We start from the raw sequence: 19,277 nt of genomic DNA, 5'->3' as shown, positions 1-19,277 counted from the left end.
CGCCGACTCTTGAGAGGGACCGTCATGCCGTAAGCAGGGAAGGATCTTTCTTCCACTTGAGCATCTTGTCGAAGCTCACCACCGTCCCGCCCCGGCCCGGCTTGGCGCCGATGTGCACGTGATCGGCGAGTTCCCGGATCAGACAGAGCCCGCGGCCGTGCTCGGCGTCCACGCGGGCGGGTCTGATGTCCTGGGTGCGGGTGAACCCGGGCCCGGAATCGGCCACCTCGATCCGGCACTTCTCGCCGTCGAGGTAGGCGGTCACCCGGTAGGCCTCCGAGGAGCCCTCCCGCGAGCCTCCACCGTGCTCGACCGCGTTGGCGCAGGCCTCGCTGAGGGCGACGGACAGGTCGTAGGAGACGTCCGGGTCGACGCCCGCCGTCTCCATCGTGCCGATCAGCAGCCGCCGGGCGAGCGGGACGCTCGCAGCCTCGCGCCGCAAATGGAGTGACCACCAGATGCTCATGCTCCAGCCTCCTGGCCGCGGCTCGACATACCGTTACCTATTGCCGCCCGTGCACGGCTGTAAGCACACCGTTGACGTGACTCCGCCCATACGGTCGATGCATCCCGGGAGGAATCGGTGTATGAGGGCAGGTCACCGGGCGGAGGATGATCTTCCATTCTTTGTGGTGATCTTTTTCGCCGAGGCCGGATCCCGTGCCCTGCCGTAGGAACCGGGTAAGGCCGGTGCGATGATGAGGCCGCCATGACTGCCCCCCACCCGCGCACGGCGCGCCCCGGAGCCGGACTCCGGTTCCTGCGGGCCGCGGTGTTCGCCGCGGTCTGTGTCGCGCTGGCCGCGGCCGGGCACACACTGGCCTCCTGCGCGCGCGTGCCGCTGTGGACGCTCGGCGCGGGATTCCTGGGCTCCCTGCTGCTGGTGGCACCGCTCGCCGGACGGCAGCGCTCGCTGCCCGGCATCGCCGCGCTCCTCGCGCTCGGCCAGACCGTGCTGCACACGCTGTTCGGGCTGGGGCAGCACGGGACGACCGGTGCGATGTCGATGAGCTCGACGGACGGATCGCCGAGCAGCGGCGCGCTCGTCGAACGGGCCGCCCGGCTCGTGTGCGGGTCCAGCCCCTCGGCGCTCACCCCGGGGCACTCCTACCGGCTGCTGCTCGACGCACACCTCATCGACCCCTCGGGCCGGGCCGTGGGCGCCACGCCGGCCATGCACCACATGGCCGACGCCACCGGTTCCTCGGCGTCGCTGCTGCCCTCCCTGCCGATGCTGCTCGGCCACGTCCTCGCGGCCCTCGTCGCCGGATGGCTGCTGCGCCGCGGCGACCTGGCCGTGCTGCGGCTGATCGAGCTGTCGGCGCACGGAGTCGCGGAGGGGGCGCTCATACGATCCCTGCGCGGGGCGCTTGCGCTGGCACACGCCGTGTGCGCCGGGCTGCTGCCCGCGGCCGAGCCCGGCCCGCGGGGCCGTCGTACCGACCGGGACGAGGAACCCGCCCCGCACACCACCGCACTCCAGCACACGGTGATCCGGCGCGGCCCGCCCGCCGCCGCGTTCCTCCTCGCCGCCTGACGCGACGCGACCATCACTCCACCGGAGCCGGAAACGGAGAACCGGACAGGAGGGCCGCCGTCGCGCGGCACGCGCGCGTGCGCACATCGGCATGTGGCACCACGAGTGGTACCGCCACGCGCACGCGTACTCCTGATCACCACCGGAACTCACTCGGAGTGGAGTGCTCCCCGCCATGAAGGCTTCTCGTATCGCCGCCGCCGCTGCCGTCGCGGGCACGGCCGTTCTCACGCTGTCCGCCCCCGCCTTCGCGCACGTCAGCGTGCAGCCCGAAGGCACCGCGGCCAAGGGCGGCTACGCGGTCGTCGACTTCAAGGTCCCCAACGAGCGGGACGACGCCTCGACCACCAAGCTCGAGGTGTCCTTCCCCACCGACCACCCGCTGGCCTCCGTCATGCCCGAGCCCCTGGCCGGCTGGAACGTCGAGGTCACCAAGTCCAAGCTCGACAAGCCGCTGACCCTGCACGGCGAGAAGATCGACGAGGCCGTCACCAAGGTCACCTGGACCGCCGACGGCAAGGGCATCGAGCCCGGCTACTTCCAGAAGTTCCCGCTCTCCGTCGGCGCCCTGCCCGAGGACGCCGACCAGCTCGTGTTCAAGGCGATCCAGACGTACTCCGACAAGGAGGTCGTGCGCTGGATCGAAGTGCCGCAGGAGGGCCGGGCCGAGCCGGAGAACCCGGCACCGGTGCTGGAGCTGTCCGCCGCCACCGGCGACCACCACGGCACCTCGACCGCCGAGGACGCCTCCGACAAGTCCGAGGGCAAGGCCGACGCCAAGAACGAGACGACGGCCGCCGACGAGGACGCGAAGGGCGGCAGCGACACCACCGCGCGCGTGCTCGGCGTGGTCGGCATCGTCATCGGTGCCGCGGGCGTGGCCTACGGCGTCCTCGCCGGCCGCCGCCGGACCGCCTGACCCACCGTTCGCAGGCGCGCCAGGGGTCGTGCGAGGCTTTCGTACGACCCCGGTGCGCACCGGAGTTCTCACATCTGGGACATTTTTCTATGCGCAAGAAGACCTTCGCCGCGGCCGCGCTGCTCGCCGCCGCCACCCTGACCCTCTCCGCCTGCGGCAGCGGTGACGACGGAAAGTCGCCCGTCGCCGTGGTCTCCGAGGAGACCGACTCGGGCAAGGCCGCGACCGTCCTCGACCAGCCGTTCGAGAAGCCCGACCTGGTCCTCACGGACACGCACGGCAAGAAGTACGACCTGCGTGCCGAGACCAAGGGCCACCCGACCCTGGTCTACTTCGGCTACACGCACTGCCCCGACATCTGCCCGACGACGATGAGCAACATCGCCGTCGCCAAGAAGGCGCTGCCCAAGGCCGAGCAGAACGACCTCAGGGTCGTCTTCGTCACCACCGACCCCGACCGCGACACCCCCGCCGAACTGGGCAAGTGGCTCAAGGGCATCGACACCCAGTTCATCGGCCTGACCGGCGACTTCGCCACCATCCAGGCCGGCGCCCGCTCCCTCGGCATCTCCATCGAGCCGACGAAGAAGGACAAGAACGGCAAGGTCGTCTCGGTGCACGGCACCCAGGTCATCGCGTTCTCGCCGAAGACCGACGGGGGTTACGTCCTCTACGGCGAGGACGCCACGGTCGACGACTACACCAAGGACCTGCCGAAGCTCGTCGAGGGAGCCAAGCCGTGAGGCGTGCCGTCCTGACCGCGGCCGCGCTCGCGGGCGCCCTCGCACTCGCCGGCTGCGGCACCGGCACCGGCTCCGCCGGGGCCGAGCTGTCGGTGCGTTCGTCCTACATGCCCCAGCCGGTCTCCGCCGACATGGCCGCCGGGTTCCTGACGATCACCAACAAGGGCGATGCGAAGGACGAGCTGACCTCGGTCACCAGCGACGTCGCCGGCCAGGTCACCATGCACAGCACCGTCGGCGGGGCCATGGAGGAGAAGACCTCCTTCGCCGTCCCGGCGCATGGTCAACTCGTGTTCAAAAGCGGTGGCAACCACCTGATGTTCGAGAAGCTGAAGCGCAGGCCGGAGCAGGGGCAGAAGGTCACCCTGAAGCTCACCTTCGCCAAGTCCGGACCCCTCACCGTCGAGATGCCGGTGGAGTCCGCCACGTACAACCCGTCGACCGGCCACTGAGGGAGGGACCACCTTGACGCGGACCATCACCCCCCGCCTGCGGACCCTGGTGCTGCTGCTTCTCGCCGTCGCCGGCGCGCTGCTCGCAGGCGCCGGACCGGCCTCCGCACATGCCGCGCTGACCGGCAGCGACCCCGCCCAGGGGGTGGTGGTCGACAAGGCGCCCACCCAGGTGTCGCTCACCTTCTCCGAGAAGGTGGCGATGAACGACGACTCGCTGCAGGTCCTCGACCCCAAGGGCAAGAAGGTCGAGGTGGGATCCCCCGCCAACGTGAGCGGGACGACGTACGCCGTGCAGCTGAAGAGCGGCCTGGCCAAGGGCACCTACACGGTCGCCTACCAGGTCGTCTCGGCGGACAGCCACCCCGTCTCCGGCGCCTTCACCTTCTCCATCGGGGCGCCCTCGCAGACCGTCGTCTCCGGGGTCGGGACCGCGGCGAACGACACGGCCGTCGGCTGGCTCTACGCGTTCGGACGGTACGTCTCGTACGCCGGCTTCATCGTGCTGGCGGGCGGTGCCGCCTTCGTGCTGGCCTGCTGGCAGCGCGGCTCGGGCGTACGGGCCCTGCAGCGACTCGTGGTCGGCGGCTGGCTCACGCTCACCGCGGCCACCCTGTGGCTGCTGGTCCTGCGCGGCTCCTACACCTCGTCCGGGAAGTTCGGGGACGTCTTCGATCTCGACCTGCTCGGCCAGGTGCTGCAGACCAAGACCGGCGCCGCGCTGGTCTCCCGGCTGCTGCTGCTCGCCGCCGCCGCCGCACTGTTCATCGCCGTCCTCTTCGGCGCCTACAACCGCCGGGAGGAGGGCGAGGAGAAGCGCGACCTGACCTTCGGGCTCGCCATCGGCGGTGTGGTCGTGGCCGCCGGGCTCGCGGCGAGCTGGGCCATGGCCGAGCACGCCTCCACCGGGCTCCAGCCGGGCATCGCCATGCCCGTCGACGTCCTCCACCTGCTGGCCGTCGCCGCCTGGCTGGGCGGCCTGACCGCCCTGCTCGTCGCCCTGTACCGGGCACCCGCGGACACACCGGTCGAGGCGGCCGCCGTCCACCGGTTCTCCCGCCTCGCGTTCGGCTCCGTCCTCGCCCTGGTCGCCACCGGCACCTACCAGTCCTGGCGCCAGCTCGGCTCCTGGTCCGCGTTCACCGAGACCCGGTACGGGCAGCTGCTGCTGGTCAAGATCGGACTCGTGGTGCTGCTGGTGGGCATCGCGTGGATCTCGCGGCGCTGGACGGGACGACTGGCGGACGTCACGAACACGGTCACCGCCGCCGAGAAGGCGAGGCAGGCCGAGAAGGAACACGGCAAGGAGCGCGAGAAGGAGCACGTCCCCGCGTCGAAGGCCACCGGCAAGGGCAGCGAGAAGAACACCGGCAAGGATGCCGTCTCCGGTGACGACAAGCGCGCCGCCCAGCTCGCCCGGCAGCGGGCCGCGGTGGACACCGCCCGACAGAAGCGGCTGCGGGACGCCGACGCGAACCGCTTCGGTCTGCGCCGCTCGGTGCTCGCCGAGACGGGCGTCGCGGTCGTGCTGCTCGCCGTCACCACCTGGCTCACCCAGACCGAGCCGGGCCGCACCGAGCTGGAGGCCAAGGCGGCCACGTCGTCCTCGTCCTCCTCCTCGTCGAGTTCCTCCGGCACACTGACCCTGGACATGCCCTTCGACACGGGCGGCACCGACGGCAAGGGCCTCGTGCGGGTCGACCTCGACCCCGCGCGCGTGGGCGGCAACGAGATGCACGTCTACGTCCAGCGGCCCAACGGGCGCGCCTTCGACATTCCCGAGGTGAAGGTCGCCTTCACCCTCACGGCGAAGAAGATCGGCCCGCTGCCGGTGACCCCCGACCACATCACCACCGGCCACTGGTCGGCGAGCAGCGTGCAGATCCCCATGGCGGGCGACTGGAAGATCGCCGTGACCGTGCGGACCTCCGACATCGACCAGGTGACCGTCTCCAAGAACGCGCAGATCGGCTGAACCCCCCATGCCCGACCAGTCCCTTCCCCAGGCCCGTACGCCCGAGTCCGCGGTGCGGGAGCCCGCCGCCGACGGCGGCCGCGGCATCTCCCGGCGCGCGCTGATCGGCACCGCCGGGGCCACCGGGCTCGTGCTCGGCGCGACCGGCGGCGCCGTGGGCTACACGGCCGCGCCCGCCCAGGCCACGCCGCTGACCTCGGTGGGCTCCGATCGGGCGATGTTTCACGGGAAACATCAGCCCGGCATCACCGAGGGACTGCAGGCCCGCGGCCACCTCGTCGCCTTCGACCTGGCGGCGGGCGCGGGCCGCAAGGAGGCGGCGGCCCTGCTGCGCCGCTGGTCGGCGACGGCCGAGCGGCTCATGGCGGGCGAGGCGGCGCCGCACGACGACACCGATGTGGCCCGGGACGCGGGCCCGTCCTCGCTGACGATCACCTTCGGCTTCGGTCACAGCTTCTTCGGCAGGACCGGTCTGGAGAAGCAGCGGCCGGGCGCCCTCGACCCGCTGCCCGACTTCTCCTCCGACCAGCTCGACAAGGCGCGCAGCGACGGCGACCTGTGGGTGCAGATCGGCGCCGACGACGCACTGGTCGCCTTTCACGCGCTGCGCGCGATCCAGAAGGACGCCGGCAGCGCGGCCCGGGTCCGCTGGCAGATGAACGGCTTCAACCGCACCCCCGGCGCCACGGCCCACCCCATGACGGCCCGCAACCTCATGGGCCAGCTCGACGGCACCCGCAACCCCAAGCCGGCCGACGCCGACTTCGACAAGCGGATCTTCGTGCCCGCCTCGGGAGAGCCCACGTGGATGGCGAACGGCTCCTACGCCGTCGTACGCCGTATCCGCATGCTCCTCGACGACTGGGAGAAGCTCTCGCTCACGGGCCAGGAGGCGGTCATCGGGCGCCGGAAGGCCGACGGTGCGCCGCTGTCCGGAGGCGGTGAGACGACCCCGATGGATCTGGAGAAGGCCAACGCCAAGGGCGAGTACGTCGTCCCGATCAACGCCCACGCCCGGATCACCCGGCCCGACCGGAATGGCGGCGCGGCCATGCTGCGGCGCCCGTTCTCCTACCACGACGGCATCGACACGGACGGGACGCCGGACGCCGGGCTGCTGTTCGTCTGCTGGCAGGCGGACCCGCTGCGCGGCTTCGTACCGGTGCAGCGCAAGCTCGACCGAGGGGACGCGCTGTCCCAGTACATCCGGCACGAGTCGAGCGGTCTGTTCGCGGTGCCCGGCGGTGCGGCCCAGGGAGAGTACGTGGGACAGCGGCTGCTGGAGGGGTGATTCCGGGCTTCAAACCACCCGGTCGAGTGGCGTCCGTGAGACGCGAGGGCCGCGTCCGCCAGCGCCCATTAGGGTGAGGACATGCCAGCGAGCTATGCGTATCTCGGTCCCGAAGGCACCTTCACCGAAGTCGCCCTGCGCACGCTTCCGGAGGCGGCCACCCGCGAACTGATCCCGTACGTGTCGGTGCAGTCCGCGCTGGACGCGGTGCGGGCCGGCGAGGCCGAGGCCGCGTTCGTGCCGATCGAGAACTCCGTCGAGGGCGGCATCACCACCACCCTGGACGAGCTGGTCGCGGGCGAACCGCTGATGATCTACCGCGAGGTGCTGCTGTCGATCACCTTCGCGCTGCTGGTCCGCCCGGGCACCGAGCTGTCCGACATCAAGACGGTCTCCGCGCATCCGGCCGCCCAGCCGCAGGTCCGCAACTGGCTCAAGAAGAACCTCCCGGACGTGCACTGGGAGTCGGCCGCCTCCAACGCGGACGCCGCCCGGCTGGTCCAGGAGGGCCAGTACGACGCCGCGTTCGCGGGTGAGTTCGCCGCCGCCCGGTACGGCCTCGAGGCCCTGGAGACCGGGATCCACGACGCGGAGAACGCGCAGACCCGGTTCGTGCTGGTCGGCCGCCCGGCCCGGCCCGCCGCGCCGACCGGTGCCGACAAGACCTCGGTGGTGCTGTGGCAGCGGGACGACCACCCCGGCGCCCTGCGCGACCTGCTCGGCGAGTTCGCCACCCGCGGCATCAACCTCATGCTCCTGCAGTCCCGGCCGACCGGTGCCGGCATCGGCAACTACTGCTTCTGCATCGACGCCGAGGGCCATATCTCCGACCGGAGGGTGGCCGAGGCGCTGATGGGGCTGAAGCGGATCTGTCTGCAGGTTCGTTTCCTCGGTTCCTATCCGCGCGCGGACATCAAGCCGGGCGAGGCCCGGGCCACCCTGCCGGGGACCTCGGACGAGGAGTTCGTGCAGGCCGCGGACTGGGTTGCGCGCTGCCAGGACGGCCGGTTCTAGCCAGTCGTACCTGCATATCTTCGTTATCCACAGAAGTTATCCACAGGTCCGCTTCTCGACCTGGGGACAAGTCGACACAACAGTGCCATGCGGTCGACAAATCGTCCTGGACGTCCCAGATGTGGCCACCGCCCGGCAGGTCACCCTTCGTCCACTCGTTTCCTTTGGTTCATCTTTTGGAGCGACCCCTTTCCACCCGAAAGTGGGTGTCAGCCCTGTTTGAACCGGGAATTCTTCAGTCCGGCCGGAACTTCCGGAGTGATCAATTCCGCAGTCCACAGACTTTCCGCACAGCCTGTGGATAACTCTTCCCGGCGTGTGGATTCCTGTGGACAACCGGCCCGCCAAGTCCCGCTCCCCACAAGGGAATCCGGTCAACCAGGGGTCGGCCGACTGCCTCGTTCCAGGGAATGAGACGGCTTTTATTGACACGCTTCGACACTCTGCGCAATTGCCCCATAACGGCACGTAAGGCGCGAGTCGCAATAGTGGGTCGTGGCCCGGGAGCTCGCACCGGTAGCCTTGGCCTCGTGATTGACCTTCGCCTGCTTCGTGAGGACCCCGACCGTGTGCGCGCGTCCCAGCGCGCCCGTGGAGAGGACGTCGCGCTCGTCGACTCCCTCCTGTCTGCCGACGAGCGGCGCAGGTCCTCCGGCGTCCGCTTCGACGAGCTGCGCGCCGAGCAGAAGCAGCTCGGCAAGCTGATCCCCAAGGCCGGCCCCGACGAGAAGGCCGAGCTGCTGGCGCGTGCCGAGCAGCTGAAGGCCGACGTCAAGGCCGCCGACGCCGAGCGCGACGCGACCGACACCGAGACCCAGCAGCTGCTGCTCCGGCTCGGCAACCTCGTCCACCCCGACGTGCCCGTCGGCGGCGAGGAGGACTTCGTCACGCTGGAGACGCACGGCACGATCCGCGACTTCGGCGCCGAGGGCTTCGAGCCCAAGGACCACCTGGAGCTGGGCCAGCTCCTCGGCGCGATCGACGTCGAGCGCGGCGCCAAGGTCTCCGGCTCCCGCTTCTACTTCCTCACCGGTGTCGGCGCCCTGCTGGAGCTGGCCCTGGTGAACGCGGCGATCGCGCAGGCCACCGAGGCCGGCTTCACGCCGATGCTCACCCCGGCGCTGGTGCGCCCGCAGTCCATGGCCGGCACCGGCTTCCTCGGCCAGGCGGCCCAGGACGTCTACCACCTCGACAAGGACGACCTGTACCTGGTCGGCACCTCCGAGGTCCCGCTGGCGGCGTACCACATGGACGAGATCATCGACGCGGACCGGCTGCCGCTGCGCTACGCGGGCTTCTCCCCGTGCTTCCGCCGCGAGGCCGGCTCGCACGGCAAGGACACGCGAGGCATCTTCCGCGTGCACCAGTTCGACAAGGTCGAGATGTTCTCGTACGTCGCTCCCGAGGACTCGCAGGAGGAGCACAAGCGCCTGCTGGAGTGGGAGAAGCAGTGGCTGACCTCGCTGGAGCTGCCGTTCCGCGTCATCGACGTCGCCTCCGCCGACCTCGGCGCCTCGGCCTCGCGTAAGTACGACTGCGAGGCGTGGGTCCCGACCCAGGGCAAGTACCGCGAGCTGACCTCGACCTCGAACTGCACCGAGTTCCAGTCCCGCCGGCTGCAGATCCGCGTCCGCGACGGCAAGCAGATCAAGCCGCTGGCCACGCTCAACGGCACGCTGTGCGCCGTACCGCGCACGATCGTGGCGATCCTGGAGAACCACCAGCAGGCCGACGGCTCGGTGTACGTGCCCAAGGTGCTGCGTCCGTACCTCGGCGGCCGGGAGGTCCTGGAGCCGGTCGCCAAGTGAGCGCCGGATTCCCGTTCCGACTCATCGCCACCGACCTCGACGGAACGCTCCTGCGCTCCGACGGGTCGGTCTCGCAGCGCACCCGTGAGGCGCTCGCCGCGGCCACCTCGGCGGGCGCGGCGCACATCGTCGTCACCGGCCGCGCGGCCCCCTGGACCCGGCACATCCTCGACGACCTCGGCTACGACGGCCTCGCCGTCTGCGGCCAGGGCGCGCAGGTGTACGACGCCCGGGCGCACCGCCTGCTGACGTCCGTGACCCTGGACCGGCAGCTGGCGGGCGTGGCCCTGGCGAAGATCGAGGCCGAGGTGGGCCCGCTGTACCTGGCGGCGAGCCAGGACGGCCTGGACGGCAAGGTGCTGGTGGGGCCGGGCTACGCGGTCACGGGCGCCCTTCCCGCCACCCCCTTCACGGACGCGTCCGACCTCTGGGCCGCTCCGCTGAACAAGATCTACATCCAGCATCCGACGCTGGGCGACGACGAGCTGGTGGAGGCGGCCCGCCGGGCGGCCGGCGGATTCGTCACGGTCGCCATGGCGGGCAAGGGCATCGTGGAGCTGCTGCCCCTCGGCCTGTCCAAGGCCACGGGGCTGTCCCTGGCGGCCCGCCGCCTGGGCCTGAAGGCCGCCGACACCATCGCCTTCGGCGACATGCCCAACGACGTCCCGATGTTCGCCTGGTCGTCCCGGGGCGTGGCGATGGCCAACGCCCACGAGGAGCTGAGGGAAGTGGCGGACGAGGTCACGGCCTCCAACGAGGAGGACGGGATCGCGGTGGTGCTGGAGCGGTTGCTCGGCCAGCGGGCAGCTGCGGAGTCGGCCGAGCCGAAGCGGCAGCGTCGTGCGGAGGATGCACGGATCGAACGTGCGCGGGCTTTCCAGGCCCGACCATGACTCGCTTTTGATTGAACACAGTGCAAGCCAGTGCCTTACCACTCGGCCAATCCTCCGGGTGGGCGGCCCACGCGAGAGACACATCGCGTGCTCGAAGCGGCCGCCCCGGGCAGCTCCCATGAGCTCTACGGAGGGGTAGGGATCACTCCGGAGCCCGGCTCAGGCTGCCCTGAAGGGAGCTGGACGTACTGCCGTGCATGGACATCGCCCAACTCCTCTCCCAGAACGCGGCGCCGGGACACTCCCGGCGGACGGGGCACAACCACTGTGCCCCGCCGCCGGGTTGGACGCCACCGAATTGACCGGGGGCCGCCACTACCGGCGGCGCCACCTGCGCCGGCGCGCCTTGCTGAAGAACCAGCCCGCCGGCGGGTCGTCGGACCGCCACGGCTGCGGCTCCGGCTCCTCGGCACGCCAGCGGGCGGCGAGCATCCGGGCCCGGGCGGACGGCTCGGAGGTCTCGGCGGCCCGCACGAAGTCCTCGTCCAGGACCAGCTCGTCCCAGACGTCACCGCCGGTCCGCCCTCGTCCGTCGTACTGCGGGATCTCCTCTGCCATCTGCGGCCTCCTAGCCGTGTACCGGCCTGCTAGCCGTACATCCGCTCCGCCCAGTGTGCCCGGACCGAGGTGAAGCCCCCGTCAAGGCCGTGACCTGTCACTCCTCGCCCGCGAGCGTCAGCGACCGTAGCTTCTGGCCCGCGTACCAGGTGGCGAGCACGGTGACCACGACCAGCAGGACCGTCGCCGTGGGCAGTCCGACGTCCGAGGTCACCAGGTCCCCGCCGGCCACCTTGTGGGCGACGGCGAGCGACCACTGCTGGACGCTCAGGGTGCGGGCGCCGGACACCAGGGAGCCGAACAGGGCCTCCCAGACGAGGGCGTAGACGAGGCCGAACACCACCGCGTGCCGGGACACCGTGCCGAGCAGCAGGAACATCGCCGCGTAGGCGATCGAGGCGACCAGTGCGGCCACCGTGTAGGCGACGGCGATCTGCTGACCGTTGCCGTTGAGGATGAAGCCCGCGATGAGCGTCGGCAGGGCCGAGAACACCATCGTCACGGCGATCGCCACGATCAGCTTGGTGAAGATGATCGTCGGGCGCTTCACCGGCTTGGCCAGCAGGTAGACGACGGAGCCGTCGTCGATCTCGGGGCCGATCGCGCCGGTGCCCGCGATGACGCCGATGATCGGCACCATCGTGGCGAGCGCGAGGCCGCCCAGCAGGTCGGCGGCCGTCTGGTCGTCGGCACCCGCGAGGCCGCGGACGACGACGGAGATCGCGATCAGCAGGAGCGGCAGGGCGCCCAGGATGAGGGCCCGGCGACGGCCGAGCAGGGCCCGGTAGGTGAGCCGGGCGACTGTGGGGTCGTACATCTTCGGCCTCCTACGCCGCGACCAGGTAAGAGAAGACGGACTCGAGGGACTCGTCGGACGGCGAGACCGTGAGCAGCCGGATGCCGTGGTCGCGGGCGACCTTGGGCAGCAGGGTGGTGAAGCGGCCGAAGTCGACGGCCTGGATGCGCAGGGCGCCCTCGGCGTGGTCGACCTCGATGCCGGACGTCGACGGGTCCGCGATCAGCGCGGCCGCGAGCGCGCGGTCGTCGCTGGAGCGCACCAGGTAGCGGTGCGGGCGGTCGGTCATCAGGCGACGGATCTTGCGGAAGTCGCCGCTGGCCGCGTGCCGCCCGGCGACGACGACCTCGATGTGCCAGGCGAGCTGTTCGACCTCTTCGAGGATGTGGGACGAGAACAGCACCGTGCGGCCCTCGTCGCCCATGCGCCGCAGCAGCTCCATGAGCTGCATGCGCTGGCGCGGGTCCATGCCGTTGAAGGGCTCGTCCAGCAGGAGCAGCGACGGGTCGTGCACCAGGGCGCTCGCCATCTTCACGCGCTGGCGCATGCCCTTGGAGTACGTCGAGATCTTGCGGTCCTGCGCGTACTCCATCTCGACCGTGGCCAGGGCCCGTTGGGCGGCCTTCGCGCCCAGCCCGTGCAACTCGGCGTTGGCGACGACGAATTCGCGGCCGGTGAGGAAGTCGTACATCGCCTCGCGCTCGGGGACGATGCCGATGTGCTTGTAGATGGCCTCGTTGCGCCACACCTGCTGTCCGTCGAGGGTGACGGTGCCGGTGGAGGGGGCCAGGAAGCCGCCCATCATGTTGATGAGGGTGGACTTTCCGGCGCCGTTCGGGCCGAGCAGGCCGGTGACGCCGGGGCCGATGGTCATGGTGACGTCGTTGACGGCGACCACGTTGCCGAACCAGCGGGAGACGTGGTCGATGGAGAGTGTGGTCACAGTCCCACCTTCCGGTAGCGGCGCACGAGGAGGCCGTAGCTGGCGGCGATGAGGCCCAGGACGACGAGGACGTAGACCGCGCCCTCCCCGTTGCCGGGTCCGACCGCTCCGGGGAACGACGAGCTCGCGCCGAGGAACGCGGACTGCACTCCGTCGATCAGCGTGACGGGCGAGAAGAGGCCGATCCAGGGGATGGCACCCGTGCTGTTCTGCGCCTGGGCGATGGCCTGGAGCGTGGAGACCGCGCCGTAGGAGATCGTCATGACGGCGATGACGGCCGCGATGCCGAAGCCGCGCCGCGGGGTCACCGAGGCGATGACCAGACCGATACCGGCGAAGAGCAGCGAGAGCAGTGCCACGGAGACGATTCCCTGCGCGAATCCCTTGGTCTGGTCGGCGAAGTCGAGCTTGGCCAGCAGCGCGCCGATGTAGAGCACGAGCAGCGGCGCTCCGGTGAGGACGAACAGCGCCGAGGCCAGCGCCGCGTACTTCGCGCGCACGTAGTCGGCGGTCTCGATCGGCCGCGAGAAGTACAGCGGCACGGTCTTGAAGCGCAGGTCGCGCGAGACGGACTGGGGCGCCTGCGAGGCGACGTACAGGCTGATGACGGCCTGCATGAGGATCGCGTAGCGCGTGTAGTCGACGGGCAGGTCCTTCGCCTTCGTGGCGACCGCGACGGCGACCATGATGGCCGCGGGCACGCACATCACCACGAACAGCAGCATCGGCAGCACCTTGGACTTGACCGAGCGGCCGAGGCCGTACGCGCCGCGCAGGGACTGCGAGTAGAGCGAGCGGGTCGCGTAGGTTCGGCCGAGGCGCGGGCCGTCGTAGTTGCGGTAGCCGATGTTGTGGATCCGGGTCTGGTCACCCGACGGTGCGACGGATGTCGGCATGGGCTGCTCAACTGCCATGGACGGCCGCCTCCTTCCGCTGCTCTTCCTCGCTCGTGAAGACCTCCGAGATGTGGTGCCGGCGCTGCTCCATGCGCACCAGCCCGAGGCCCAGGTCGGCGACGGTGTCCCGCACCAGGTCGTACGTCTCCTCGCCCTGCGCGGTGAGCAGCAGGATGTGCCCGGCGCCGGGGAGGCCACTGCTGTCGTCGGTGTCCACCCCGCGCGCGTGGAGCGCCTCGCGGACCGCGCGGGTGCCGTCGGGGTGTTCGTCGCTGTCGGTGACCTCGATCGCGAGGGTCGTGGTGATCTGGGTGAAGTCCGTGGTGGAGCTGGAACGCAGCAGCTTGCCGCCGTCGACGACGACGACGTGGTCGCAGGTGCGCTCGAGTTCGCCCAGCAGGTGGGAGGTGACCAGGACCGAGATGCCGAAGTCGGTGTGGATGCGGCGGATCAGGCCGAGCATCTCGTCGCGGCCGACCGGGTCGAGGCCGTTGGTCGGCTCGTCCAGGAAGACCAGCTGCGGGTCGTGCACCAGGGCCTGGGCCAGCTTCACACGCTGCTTCATGCCGGTGGAGTAGCCGCCGATGGGGCGGTAGCGCTCCTCGTACAGGCCGACATGGCGCAGGGTGTCCGCGGTGCGCTCGCGTGCCGCGGTGGGCGGCAGGCCGGACATGCGGGCCATGTGGACGACGAACTCGGTGGCCGAGACGTCGGGCGGCAGGCAGTCGTGCTCCGGCATGTAGCCCACGCGTTCGCGGATGGCGGCGCCCTTGGTGGCCACGTCGAGGCCGAGCACCTCGGCGCGGCCCTCCGTGGCGGGGGACAGACCCAGCAGGATCTTGATCAGGGTGGACTTGCCGGCGCCGTTGGCTCCGACGAGTCCGGTCACACCGGCTCCGATGTCCACGGACAGCCGGTCGAGCGCGGTCACCCGGGGGAACCGCTTGCTCAGGCTTTCGGTCGCGATCACAGTCACGTCATCGAAGGTAGTGATCCGGACCACGCCGGTCGTCAGACCTCAGAGCCGTCTTCGCGTCAGACTCGAGTATTACGGGTCCCTGAGGGATCCCCTGCCTGAGAGTTATCAACAGCAGCTCACCGAGCGTTGTCCACAGCCTTGATCCCGCCTATTGACGCCGCCTCTAACAACTGTCACATTCACCAGTGTCAAGTTACGGACGCGTACCGCAGTCGACGGGACGGGGCGGCATGACGACGGCAGTGAGCAGCGAACTCTCCCTGGAGTTGCAGGGGTTCAGGCGGGTGCAGCGCCTCGCGTACGAGTGCGCGGAGGCGGTCGCGGCACGCCTGGAGCCGGGTGTGACCGAGCGCGAGGCGGCGCGGATGCAGCGCGAGTGGCTGCGCGAGCGGGGGGTGCGGGACTGGTTCCACCTGCCCTTCGCCTGGTTCGGTGACCGCACGGCGTTCGTGAACTTCCGCATCCCGCTGCAGTTCTTCCCGACCGACCGCGCCCTGGAGCCCGGGATGCCGTTCATCCTGGACATGGCCCCGGTCTACGAGGGACACACGGCCGACATCGGCTACTCGGGCTCCCTCGGTGTCAACCCGGTGCAGGACCGGCTGATGGCCGACCTGGAGGGGCACCGGGAGCTGATCCTGCGCGAGGTGCGCGAGCGGCGGCCGCTGCGCGAGATCTACGAGGACGTGGACCGCCTCATGGTCCGCCAGGGCTACGCCAACCGGCACCGGGCGTACCCGTTCGGCGTGATCGCCCACAAGGTGGACCGGGTGAAGCAGCGCCGCTGGTCGCTCCATCTGTTCGGGTTCGGCACACAGTCCCTGAAGGGCCTGGCCGCCGACGCCCTGCACGGCCACCGCGAGGGCTGGTCGCCCCTGTGGTCGCCGTACCGCTTCTCCGACCACCCGCCGCAGCCGGGCCTGTGGGCGGTCGAACCCCACCTCGGCTTCCGGGGTACGGGCGCGAAGTTCGAGGAGATCCTGGTGGTCACCGACTCCCGGGACCCCGAGCAGAGCGCGTTCTGGCTGGACGACGATCTGCCGCACGTGCGGCGCTGGGCGGAGGCGAAGTGACGCTGAAGGGTGCGCGTGAGCGCCGGGTGCACACCGGCGGGGTCGAGCTGTGCGTGGCCGAGCTGGGTGACCCGGAGCAGCCGACGGTGGTGCTGGTGCACGGCTACCCGGACAGCAAGGAGGTCTGGTCGGAGGTCGCCGTCCGCCTCGCCGACCACTTCCACGTCGTCCTGTACGACGTCCGGGGCCACGGCCGCTCCACGGCACCGCAGCCCCTGCGCGGCGGCTTCACCCTGGCGAAGCTCACGGACGACTTCCTGGCGGTCGTGGACGCGGTGAGCCCGGACCGCCCGGTGCACGTCGTCGGGCACGACTGGGGCTCGGTGCAGTCCTGGGAGTTCGTCACGGTGGGCCGCACGGAGGGTCGTATCGCCTCCTTCACGTCGATGTCCGGCCCCTCCCTGGACCACTTCGGGCACTGGATCAACGCGCGCGTGCAGCGTCCCACGCCCCGCCGGGTGGGCCAGCTCCTCGGACAGGGCGCCAAGTCCTGGTACGTCTACATGCTGCACACCCCCGCCCTGCCGGAACTGGCCTGGCGCGGCCCGCTCGGCAGGCGCTGGCCGAAGATCCTCCAGCGGACCGAAGGTGTCCCCGCCGGCGACTACCCGACCCCCTCCCTCCCCTCCGACGCGGCGCACGGCGCCTGGCTGTACCGGGACAACGTCCGCGCCCGGCTGCTCAGGCCCCGCACGGACGCGTTCGCGCACGCGCCCGTGCAGCTCATCACGCCCCAGGGGGACGCGTTCCTGTCGGAGCGCCTGTACGACGACCTGGAGCAGTGGGTGCCGCAGCTGACCCGGCGCACGCTCCCGGCCAAGCACTGGATCCCGCGTACACGTCCCGACCAGGTGGCCGCCTGGATCGAGGAGTTCGTGACGAGCGTCGAGGGCGGCCGGCCGGAGCCCAGGGCCGCCGGCCGCCACGCGGACCGGTTCGGCGGGCAGTTGGTGCTGGTCACCGGAGCGGGCAGCGGCATCGGCCGGGCCACGGCGTTCGCCTTCGCGGAGGCGGGCGCGCGCGTGGTGGCCGTCGACCGCGACGCCGAGGCCGCCGCCCGCACCGCCGAGCTGTCCCGGCTGGTCGGCGCCCCCGAGGCGTGGGCGGAGACGGCGGACGTCTCCGACGAACAGGTCATGGAGAAGCTCGCCGAGAAGGTGCACCGCGAGTACGGCGTGCTGGACGTGCTGGTCAACAACGCGGGGATCGGCCTGTCGGGCTCCTTCTTCACCACCACGACCGAGGACTGGCGCAAGGTCCTGGACGTCAACCTCTGGGGCGTGATCCATGGCTGCCGCCTCTTCGGCGCGCGCATGGCCGAGCGCGGCCAGGGCGGCCACATCGTCAACATCGCCTCGGCGGCCGCCTACCAGCCGTCCCGCGCGCTGCCCGCCTACAGCACCTCCAAGGCGGCGGTCCTGATGCTCTCCGAGTGCCTGCGCGCCGAACTGGCCGGACAGGACATCGGAGTCACGGCGATCTGCCCCGGCTTCGTCAACACCAACATCACCTCCACGGCCCGCTTCACCGGAGTCGACGAGACCGAGGAACGACGCCGCCAGAAGCACTCCGCCCGCCTCTACGGCCTGCGCAACTACCCACCGGAGAAGGTCGCCGAGGCCGTCCTGGACGCGGTGACCCACAACAAGGCGGTGGTACCGGTGACACCCGAGGCGAGGGGCGCGCATCTTCTGTCGCGTTTCATGCCGGGGGTGTTGAGGGGGATCGCGCGGGTGGAGCCGAAGCTGTGAAGCCTCCGGTGTCCCTCCTGGGAACCCCCACATGACCGACCCCCCGGCCCGAAAGAGCTACCGCATCGAAGACCTGGCCCACCGCACCCGCACCACCGTCAGAACCATCCGCGCCTACCAGGACAAAGGCCTCCTCCCCCGTCCCGAGCGCCAGGGCCGGGCCAACCTCTACTCGGACATCCACCTCACCCGTCTCCACCAGATCGCCCACCTCCTCGACCGCGGCTACACCCTCGCCTCGATCAAGGACCTCCTGGACGCCTGGGACACCGGCCGCGACCTGGGCGGCGTCCTCGGCCTGGTCACCGAGGTGGAGGGCCCGTGGACCGACGAGGAGCCGGCCCGCATCACCCGCACCGAGCTCGACGCCCGCTTCGGCGGCGCCCCCGACGAGGACGCCGTCGCCGAGGCGGTCGAACTCGGCGTACTGGAACCGGTGGACGGCGACCCCGACACCTTTCTGGTGCCGAGCCCCCAAGAGCTGTCCGTGGCAGCGGAGTTGCACGCCGCCGGGGTCCCGCTCTCCGCGATCTCGGGCCACCTCAGGGAGTTGAGGGGCCAGGTGGAGCACATAGCCGCCCGCTTCCTGGAGTTCACCACCGAGTACGTCTTCGCCCGCTACCTCGACGACCCCACCCACCGCACGGACGCCCACGCGGCGGAAGCGGCCTCACTGGTGCGCCGCCTCCGCCCCCTCGCCCAGCAGACCGTGGACGCCGAACTGGCCCGGGCCATGCGTGTGTTCGCGATCCGGCACCTGCGAACACGCCTCGGTGCCGAGGATGCGCCCGAGGCGCCCGGTCGAACGCGTTCCGTCGACCTGCCCACCGAGACGATCACCGCTGTGGAGCACCTCGTTGGCCGCGCACACACGGCCGCGTTCATCGCACTCGCCGCCGAACGAGAGGTCAACGCAAGGGCCTTGGACGACCTTGCACCACCGAGGCGCTCCTGCAGCGAACTTGGCGAATCACTCTGAAGTGCCCGTCAGTTGTCCACAATTTCTTCAATTACCCTGTGGATAACTGGACTTGCTTGTGGATCAAACCCCCCAGAGAAAACAACCTGCGTGATCCGCGTCTCTCCAGCACCCTGGAGGCATGGAAGAAAGACGCACCGTGAAGGTGTCGAAGTACCTCTCGAAACACCTCCGCCACCAGCCCGAGCGCATCGGCCTCGCACTCGACCCGGGCGGCTGGGTCGAGATCGACACACTGATCGCCGCGGCCGCCGCGCACGGGTTCCGGTTCACCCGCGAGGAGCTCGACCACGTGGTGGCCGCCAACGACAAGCAGCGCTTCGCGATCGAGGGCACGCGAATCCGTGCCAGCCAGGGCCACAGCATCGAGATCGACCTCGGCCTGCCCCCGGCGACTCCGCCGCCGTACCTCTACCACGGCACCGTGGCCGCCCACCTGGACGCGATCCGTGCCGAGGGCCTCCGGCCCATGAACAGGCACGACGTCCACCTCTCGGCCGACCGCGAGACCGCGACCCGGGTCGGCGCCCGCCGCGGCCGCCCCGTCGTGCTCGCCGTGGACGCCGGCGCCATGCACCGCGACGGCCACGTGTTCCACGTCAGCGCGAACGGAGTGTGGCTCACCAAGGCGGTACCACCCCGCTATCTGCGGTTCTCTTGATCGATTTCG

General features: G+C 70.6%; 19 protein-coding genes and 1 tRNA gene. 13 read left to right on the top strand and 7 right to left on the bottom strand.

Features of this window, described 5'->3' with window-relative positions:
- Nucleotides 1-22 precede the first annotated feature (22 nt).
- Nucleotides 23-466 carry an ATP-binding protein gene (locus ACIRVH_RS15550; protein WP_403952827.1) on the bottom strand — a complete coding sequence of 148 codons (444 nt, stop codon included), beginning with the start codon at nt 464-466 and terminating at the stop codon, nt 23-25.
- Nucleotides 467-709: 243 nt separating this feature from the next.
- Here ACIRVH_RS15550 and ACIRVH_RS15545 point away from each other — a divergent pair, with 243 nt between their 5' ends.
- The 9 genes from ACIRVH_RS15545 (at nt 710) to ACIRVH_RS15505 (ending at nt 10,632) form a co-directional block, all read left to right on the top strand.
- Nucleotides 710-1,537 (top strand): hypothetical protein, encoded by an 828-nt coding sequence (locus ACIRVH_RS15545; RefSeq protein WP_403952824.1) that lies wholly within the window; start codon nt 710-712, stop codon nt 1,535-1,537.
- A 175-nt stretch (nt 1,538-1,712) separates the two neighbouring features.
- Complete coding sequence (locus tag ACIRVH_RS15540) at nt 1,713-2,456, top strand: YcnI family protein (RefSeq protein ID WP_403952822.1); 744 nt, start codon at nt 1,713-1,715, stop codon at nt 2,454-2,456.
- Between the two features lie 89 nt (nt 2,457-2,545).
- Nucleotides 2,546-3,199, top strand: a complete 654-nt coding sequence (locus tag ACIRVH_RS15535) for an SCO family protein (RefSeq protein WP_403952820.1) — start codon at nt 2,546-2,548, stop codon at nt 3,197-3,199.
- A complete protein-coding gene (locus ACIRVH_RS15530) occupies nt 3,196-3,651 on the top strand; it encodes a copper chaperone PCu(A)C (protein ID WP_403952818.1) in 456 nt (151 codons plus the stop codon). The genes ACIRVH_RS15535 and ACIRVH_RS15530 overlap by 4 nt, the downstream gene beginning before the upstream one ends.
- A gap of 13 nt (nt 3,652-3,664) precedes the next feature.
- Entirely contained in the window at nt 3,665-5,626 is a 1,962-nt protein-coding gene (locus tag ACIRVH_RS15525; protein WP_403952815.1) for a copper resistance CopC/CopD family protein, read from the top strand.
- Between the two features lie 7 nt (nt 5,627-5,633).
- Entirely contained in the window at nt 5,634-6,917 is a 1,284-nt protein-coding gene (gene efeB / locus ACIRVH_RS15520) for an iron uptake transporter deferrochelatase/peroxidase subunit (protein ID WP_403952812.1), read from the top strand.
- An 81-nt stretch (nt 6,918-6,998) separates the two neighbouring features.
- A complete protein-coding gene (gene pheA / locus ACIRVH_RS15515) occupies nt 6,999-7,931 on the top strand; it encodes a prephenate dehydratase (RefSeq protein ID WP_403952809.1) in 933 nt (310 codons plus the stop codon).
- Between the two features lie 530 nt (nt 7,932-8,461).
- Nucleotides 8,462-9,739 (top strand): serine--tRNA ligase, encoded by a 1,278-nt coding sequence (serS, locus tag ACIRVH_RS15510; protein ID WP_403952806.1) that lies wholly within the window; start codon nt 8,462-8,464, stop codon nt 9,737-9,739.
- Nucleotides 9,736-10,632, top strand: coding sequence for an HAD family hydrolase (locus tag ACIRVH_RS15505; RefSeq protein WP_403952804.1), 897 nt, complete (start codon nt 9,736-9,738; stop codon nt 10,630-10,632). Before serS ends, ACIRVH_RS15505 begins: the two co-directional genes overlap by 4 nt.
- Here the strand turns inward: ACIRVH_RS15505 and ACIRVH_RS15500 are convergent.
- From ACIRVH_RS15500 to ACIRVH_RS15475, 6 genes are all read right to left on the bottom strand, one after another.
- Nucleotides 10,583-10,688, bottom strand: a tRNA-OTHER gene (locus ACIRVH_RS15500). The two genes, ACIRVH_RS15505 and ACIRVH_RS15500, sit on opposite strands and share 50 nt — an antisense overlap.
- Nucleotides 10,689-10,947: 259 nt before the next feature.
- Complete coding sequence (locus ACIRVH_RS15495) at nt 10,948-11,190, bottom strand: hypothetical protein (protein ID WP_403952802.1); 243 nt, start codon at nt 11,188-11,190, stop codon at nt 10,948-10,950.
- 97 nt (nt 11,191-11,287) lie between these two features.
- A complete protein-coding gene (locus ACIRVH_RS15490) occupies nt 11,288-12,007 on the bottom strand; it encodes an ABC transporter permease subunit (protein WP_403952800.1) in 720 nt (239 codons plus the stop codon).
- Nucleotides 12,008-12,017: 10 nt separating this feature from the next.
- Nucleotides 12,018-12,929 carry an ABC transporter ATP-binding protein gene (locus tag ACIRVH_RS15485; protein WP_403952798.1) on the bottom strand — a complete coding sequence of 304 codons (912 nt, stop codon included), beginning with the start codon at nt 12,927-12,929 and terminating at the stop codon, nt 12,018-12,020.
- A complete protein-coding gene (locus tag ACIRVH_RS15480; RefSeq protein ID WP_403952795.1) occupies nt 12,926-13,843 on the bottom strand; it encodes an ABC transporter permease in 918 nt (305 codons plus the stop codon). Before ACIRVH_RS15480 ends, ACIRVH_RS15485 begins: the two co-directional genes overlap by 4 nt.
- Entirely contained in the window at nt 13,833-14,795 is a 963-nt protein-coding gene (locus ACIRVH_RS15475; protein ID WP_403953049.1) for an ABC transporter ATP-binding protein, read from the bottom strand. The genes ACIRVH_RS15480 and ACIRVH_RS15475 overlap by 11 nt, the downstream gene beginning before the upstream one ends.
- A gap of 239 nt (nt 14,796-15,034) precedes the next feature.
- Here ACIRVH_RS15475 and ACIRVH_RS15470 point away from each other — a divergent pair, with 239 nt between their 5' ends.
- The 4 genes from ACIRVH_RS15470 (at nt 15,035) to ACIRVH_RS15455 (ending at nt 19,268) form a co-directional block, all read left to right on the top strand.
- A complete protein-coding gene (locus ACIRVH_RS15470; RefSeq protein WP_403952792.1) occupies nt 15,035-15,877 on the top strand; it encodes a M24 family metallopeptidase in 843 nt (280 codons plus the stop codon).
- Nucleotides 15,874-17,628 carry an SDR family oxidoreductase gene (locus ACIRVH_RS15465; protein ID WP_403952790.1) on the top strand — a complete coding sequence of 585 codons (1,755 nt, stop codon included), beginning with the start codon at nt 15,874-15,876 and terminating at the stop codon, nt 17,626-17,628. Before ACIRVH_RS15470 ends, ACIRVH_RS15465 begins: the two co-directional genes overlap by 4 nt.
- A gap of 31 nt (nt 17,629-17,659) precedes the next feature.
- The gene (locus ACIRVH_RS15460) at nt 17,660-18,607 is read left to right on the top strand and encodes a MerR family transcriptional regulator (protein WP_403952789.1); all 948 of its coding nucleotides are present in this window, start codon (nt 17,660-17,662) and stop codon (nt 18,605-18,607) included.
- A gap of 121 nt (nt 18,608-18,728) precedes the next feature.
- A complete protein-coding gene (locus ACIRVH_RS15455; protein ID WP_403952787.1) occupies nt 18,729-19,268 on the top strand; it encodes an RNA 2'-phosphotransferase in 540 nt (179 codons plus the stop codon).
- The last annotated feature ends 9 nt before the right edge of the window (nt 19,269-19,277 follow it).

Origin of the sequence: Streptomyces sp. NPDC101165 (assembly GCF_044768135.1) — a bacterium.
GTDB lineage: Bacteria > Actinomycetota > Actinomycetes > Streptomycetales > Streptomycetaceae > Streptomyces.
Note: the sequence above shows the minus strand (reverse complement) of the source record. Positions and strands in the feature narration are given on the sequence as shown.

What these genes read in the sequence shown, in the direction of transcription:
- ACIRVH_RS15535 (WP_403952820.1), top strand. Translation starts at nt 2,546, where the DNA reads ATGCGCAAGAAGACCTTCGCCGCGGCCGCGCTGCTCGCCGCCGCCACC.
- ACIRVH_RS15495 (WP_403952802.1), bottom strand. Translation starts at nt 11,190, where the DNA reads ATGGCAGAGGAGATCCCGCAGTACGACGGACGAGGGCGGACCGGCGGT.
- ACIRVH_RS15545 (WP_403952824.1), top strand. Translation starts at nt 710, where the DNA reads ATGACTGCCCCCCACCCGCGCACGGCGCGCCCCGGAGCCGGACTCCGG.
- ACIRVH_RS15490 (WP_403952800.1), bottom strand. Translation starts at nt 12,007, where the DNA reads ATGTACGACCCCACAGTCGCCCGGCTCACCTACCGGGCCCTGCTCGGC.
- efeB (WP_403952812.1), top strand. Translation starts at nt 5,634, where the DNA reads ATGCCCGACCAGTCCCTTCCCCAGGCCCGTACGCCCGAGTCCGCGGTG.
- ACIRVH_RS15455 (WP_403952787.1), top strand. Translation starts at nt 18,729, where the DNA reads ATGGAAGAAAGACGCACCGTGAAGGTGTCGAAGTACCTCTCGAAACAC.
- ACIRVH_RS15550 (WP_403952827.1), bottom strand. Translation starts at nt 466, where the DNA reads ATGAGCATCTGGTGGTCACTCCATTTGCGGCGCGAGGCTGCGAGCGTC.
- ACIRVH_RS15470 (WP_403952792.1), top strand. Translation starts at nt 15,035, where the DNA reads ATGACGACGGCAGTGAGCAGCGAACTCTCCCTGGAGTTGCAGGGGTTC.
- pheA (WP_403952809.1), top strand. Translation starts at nt 6,999, where the DNA reads ATGCCAGCGAGCTATGCGTATCTCGGTCCCGAAGGCACCTTCACCGAA.
- ACIRVH_RS15460 (WP_403952789.1), top strand. Translation starts at nt 17,660, where the DNA reads ATGACCGACCCCCCGGCCCGAAAGAGCTACCGCATCGAAGACCTGGCC.
- ACIRVH_RS15480 (WP_403952795.1), bottom strand. Translation starts at nt 13,843, where the DNA reads ATGGCAGTTGAGCAGCCCATGCCGACATCCGTCGCACCGTCGGGTGAC.
- ACIRVH_RS15540 (WP_403952822.1), top strand. Translation starts at nt 1,713, where the DNA reads ATGAAGGCTTCTCGTATCGCCGCCGCCGCTGCCGTCGCGGGCACGGCC.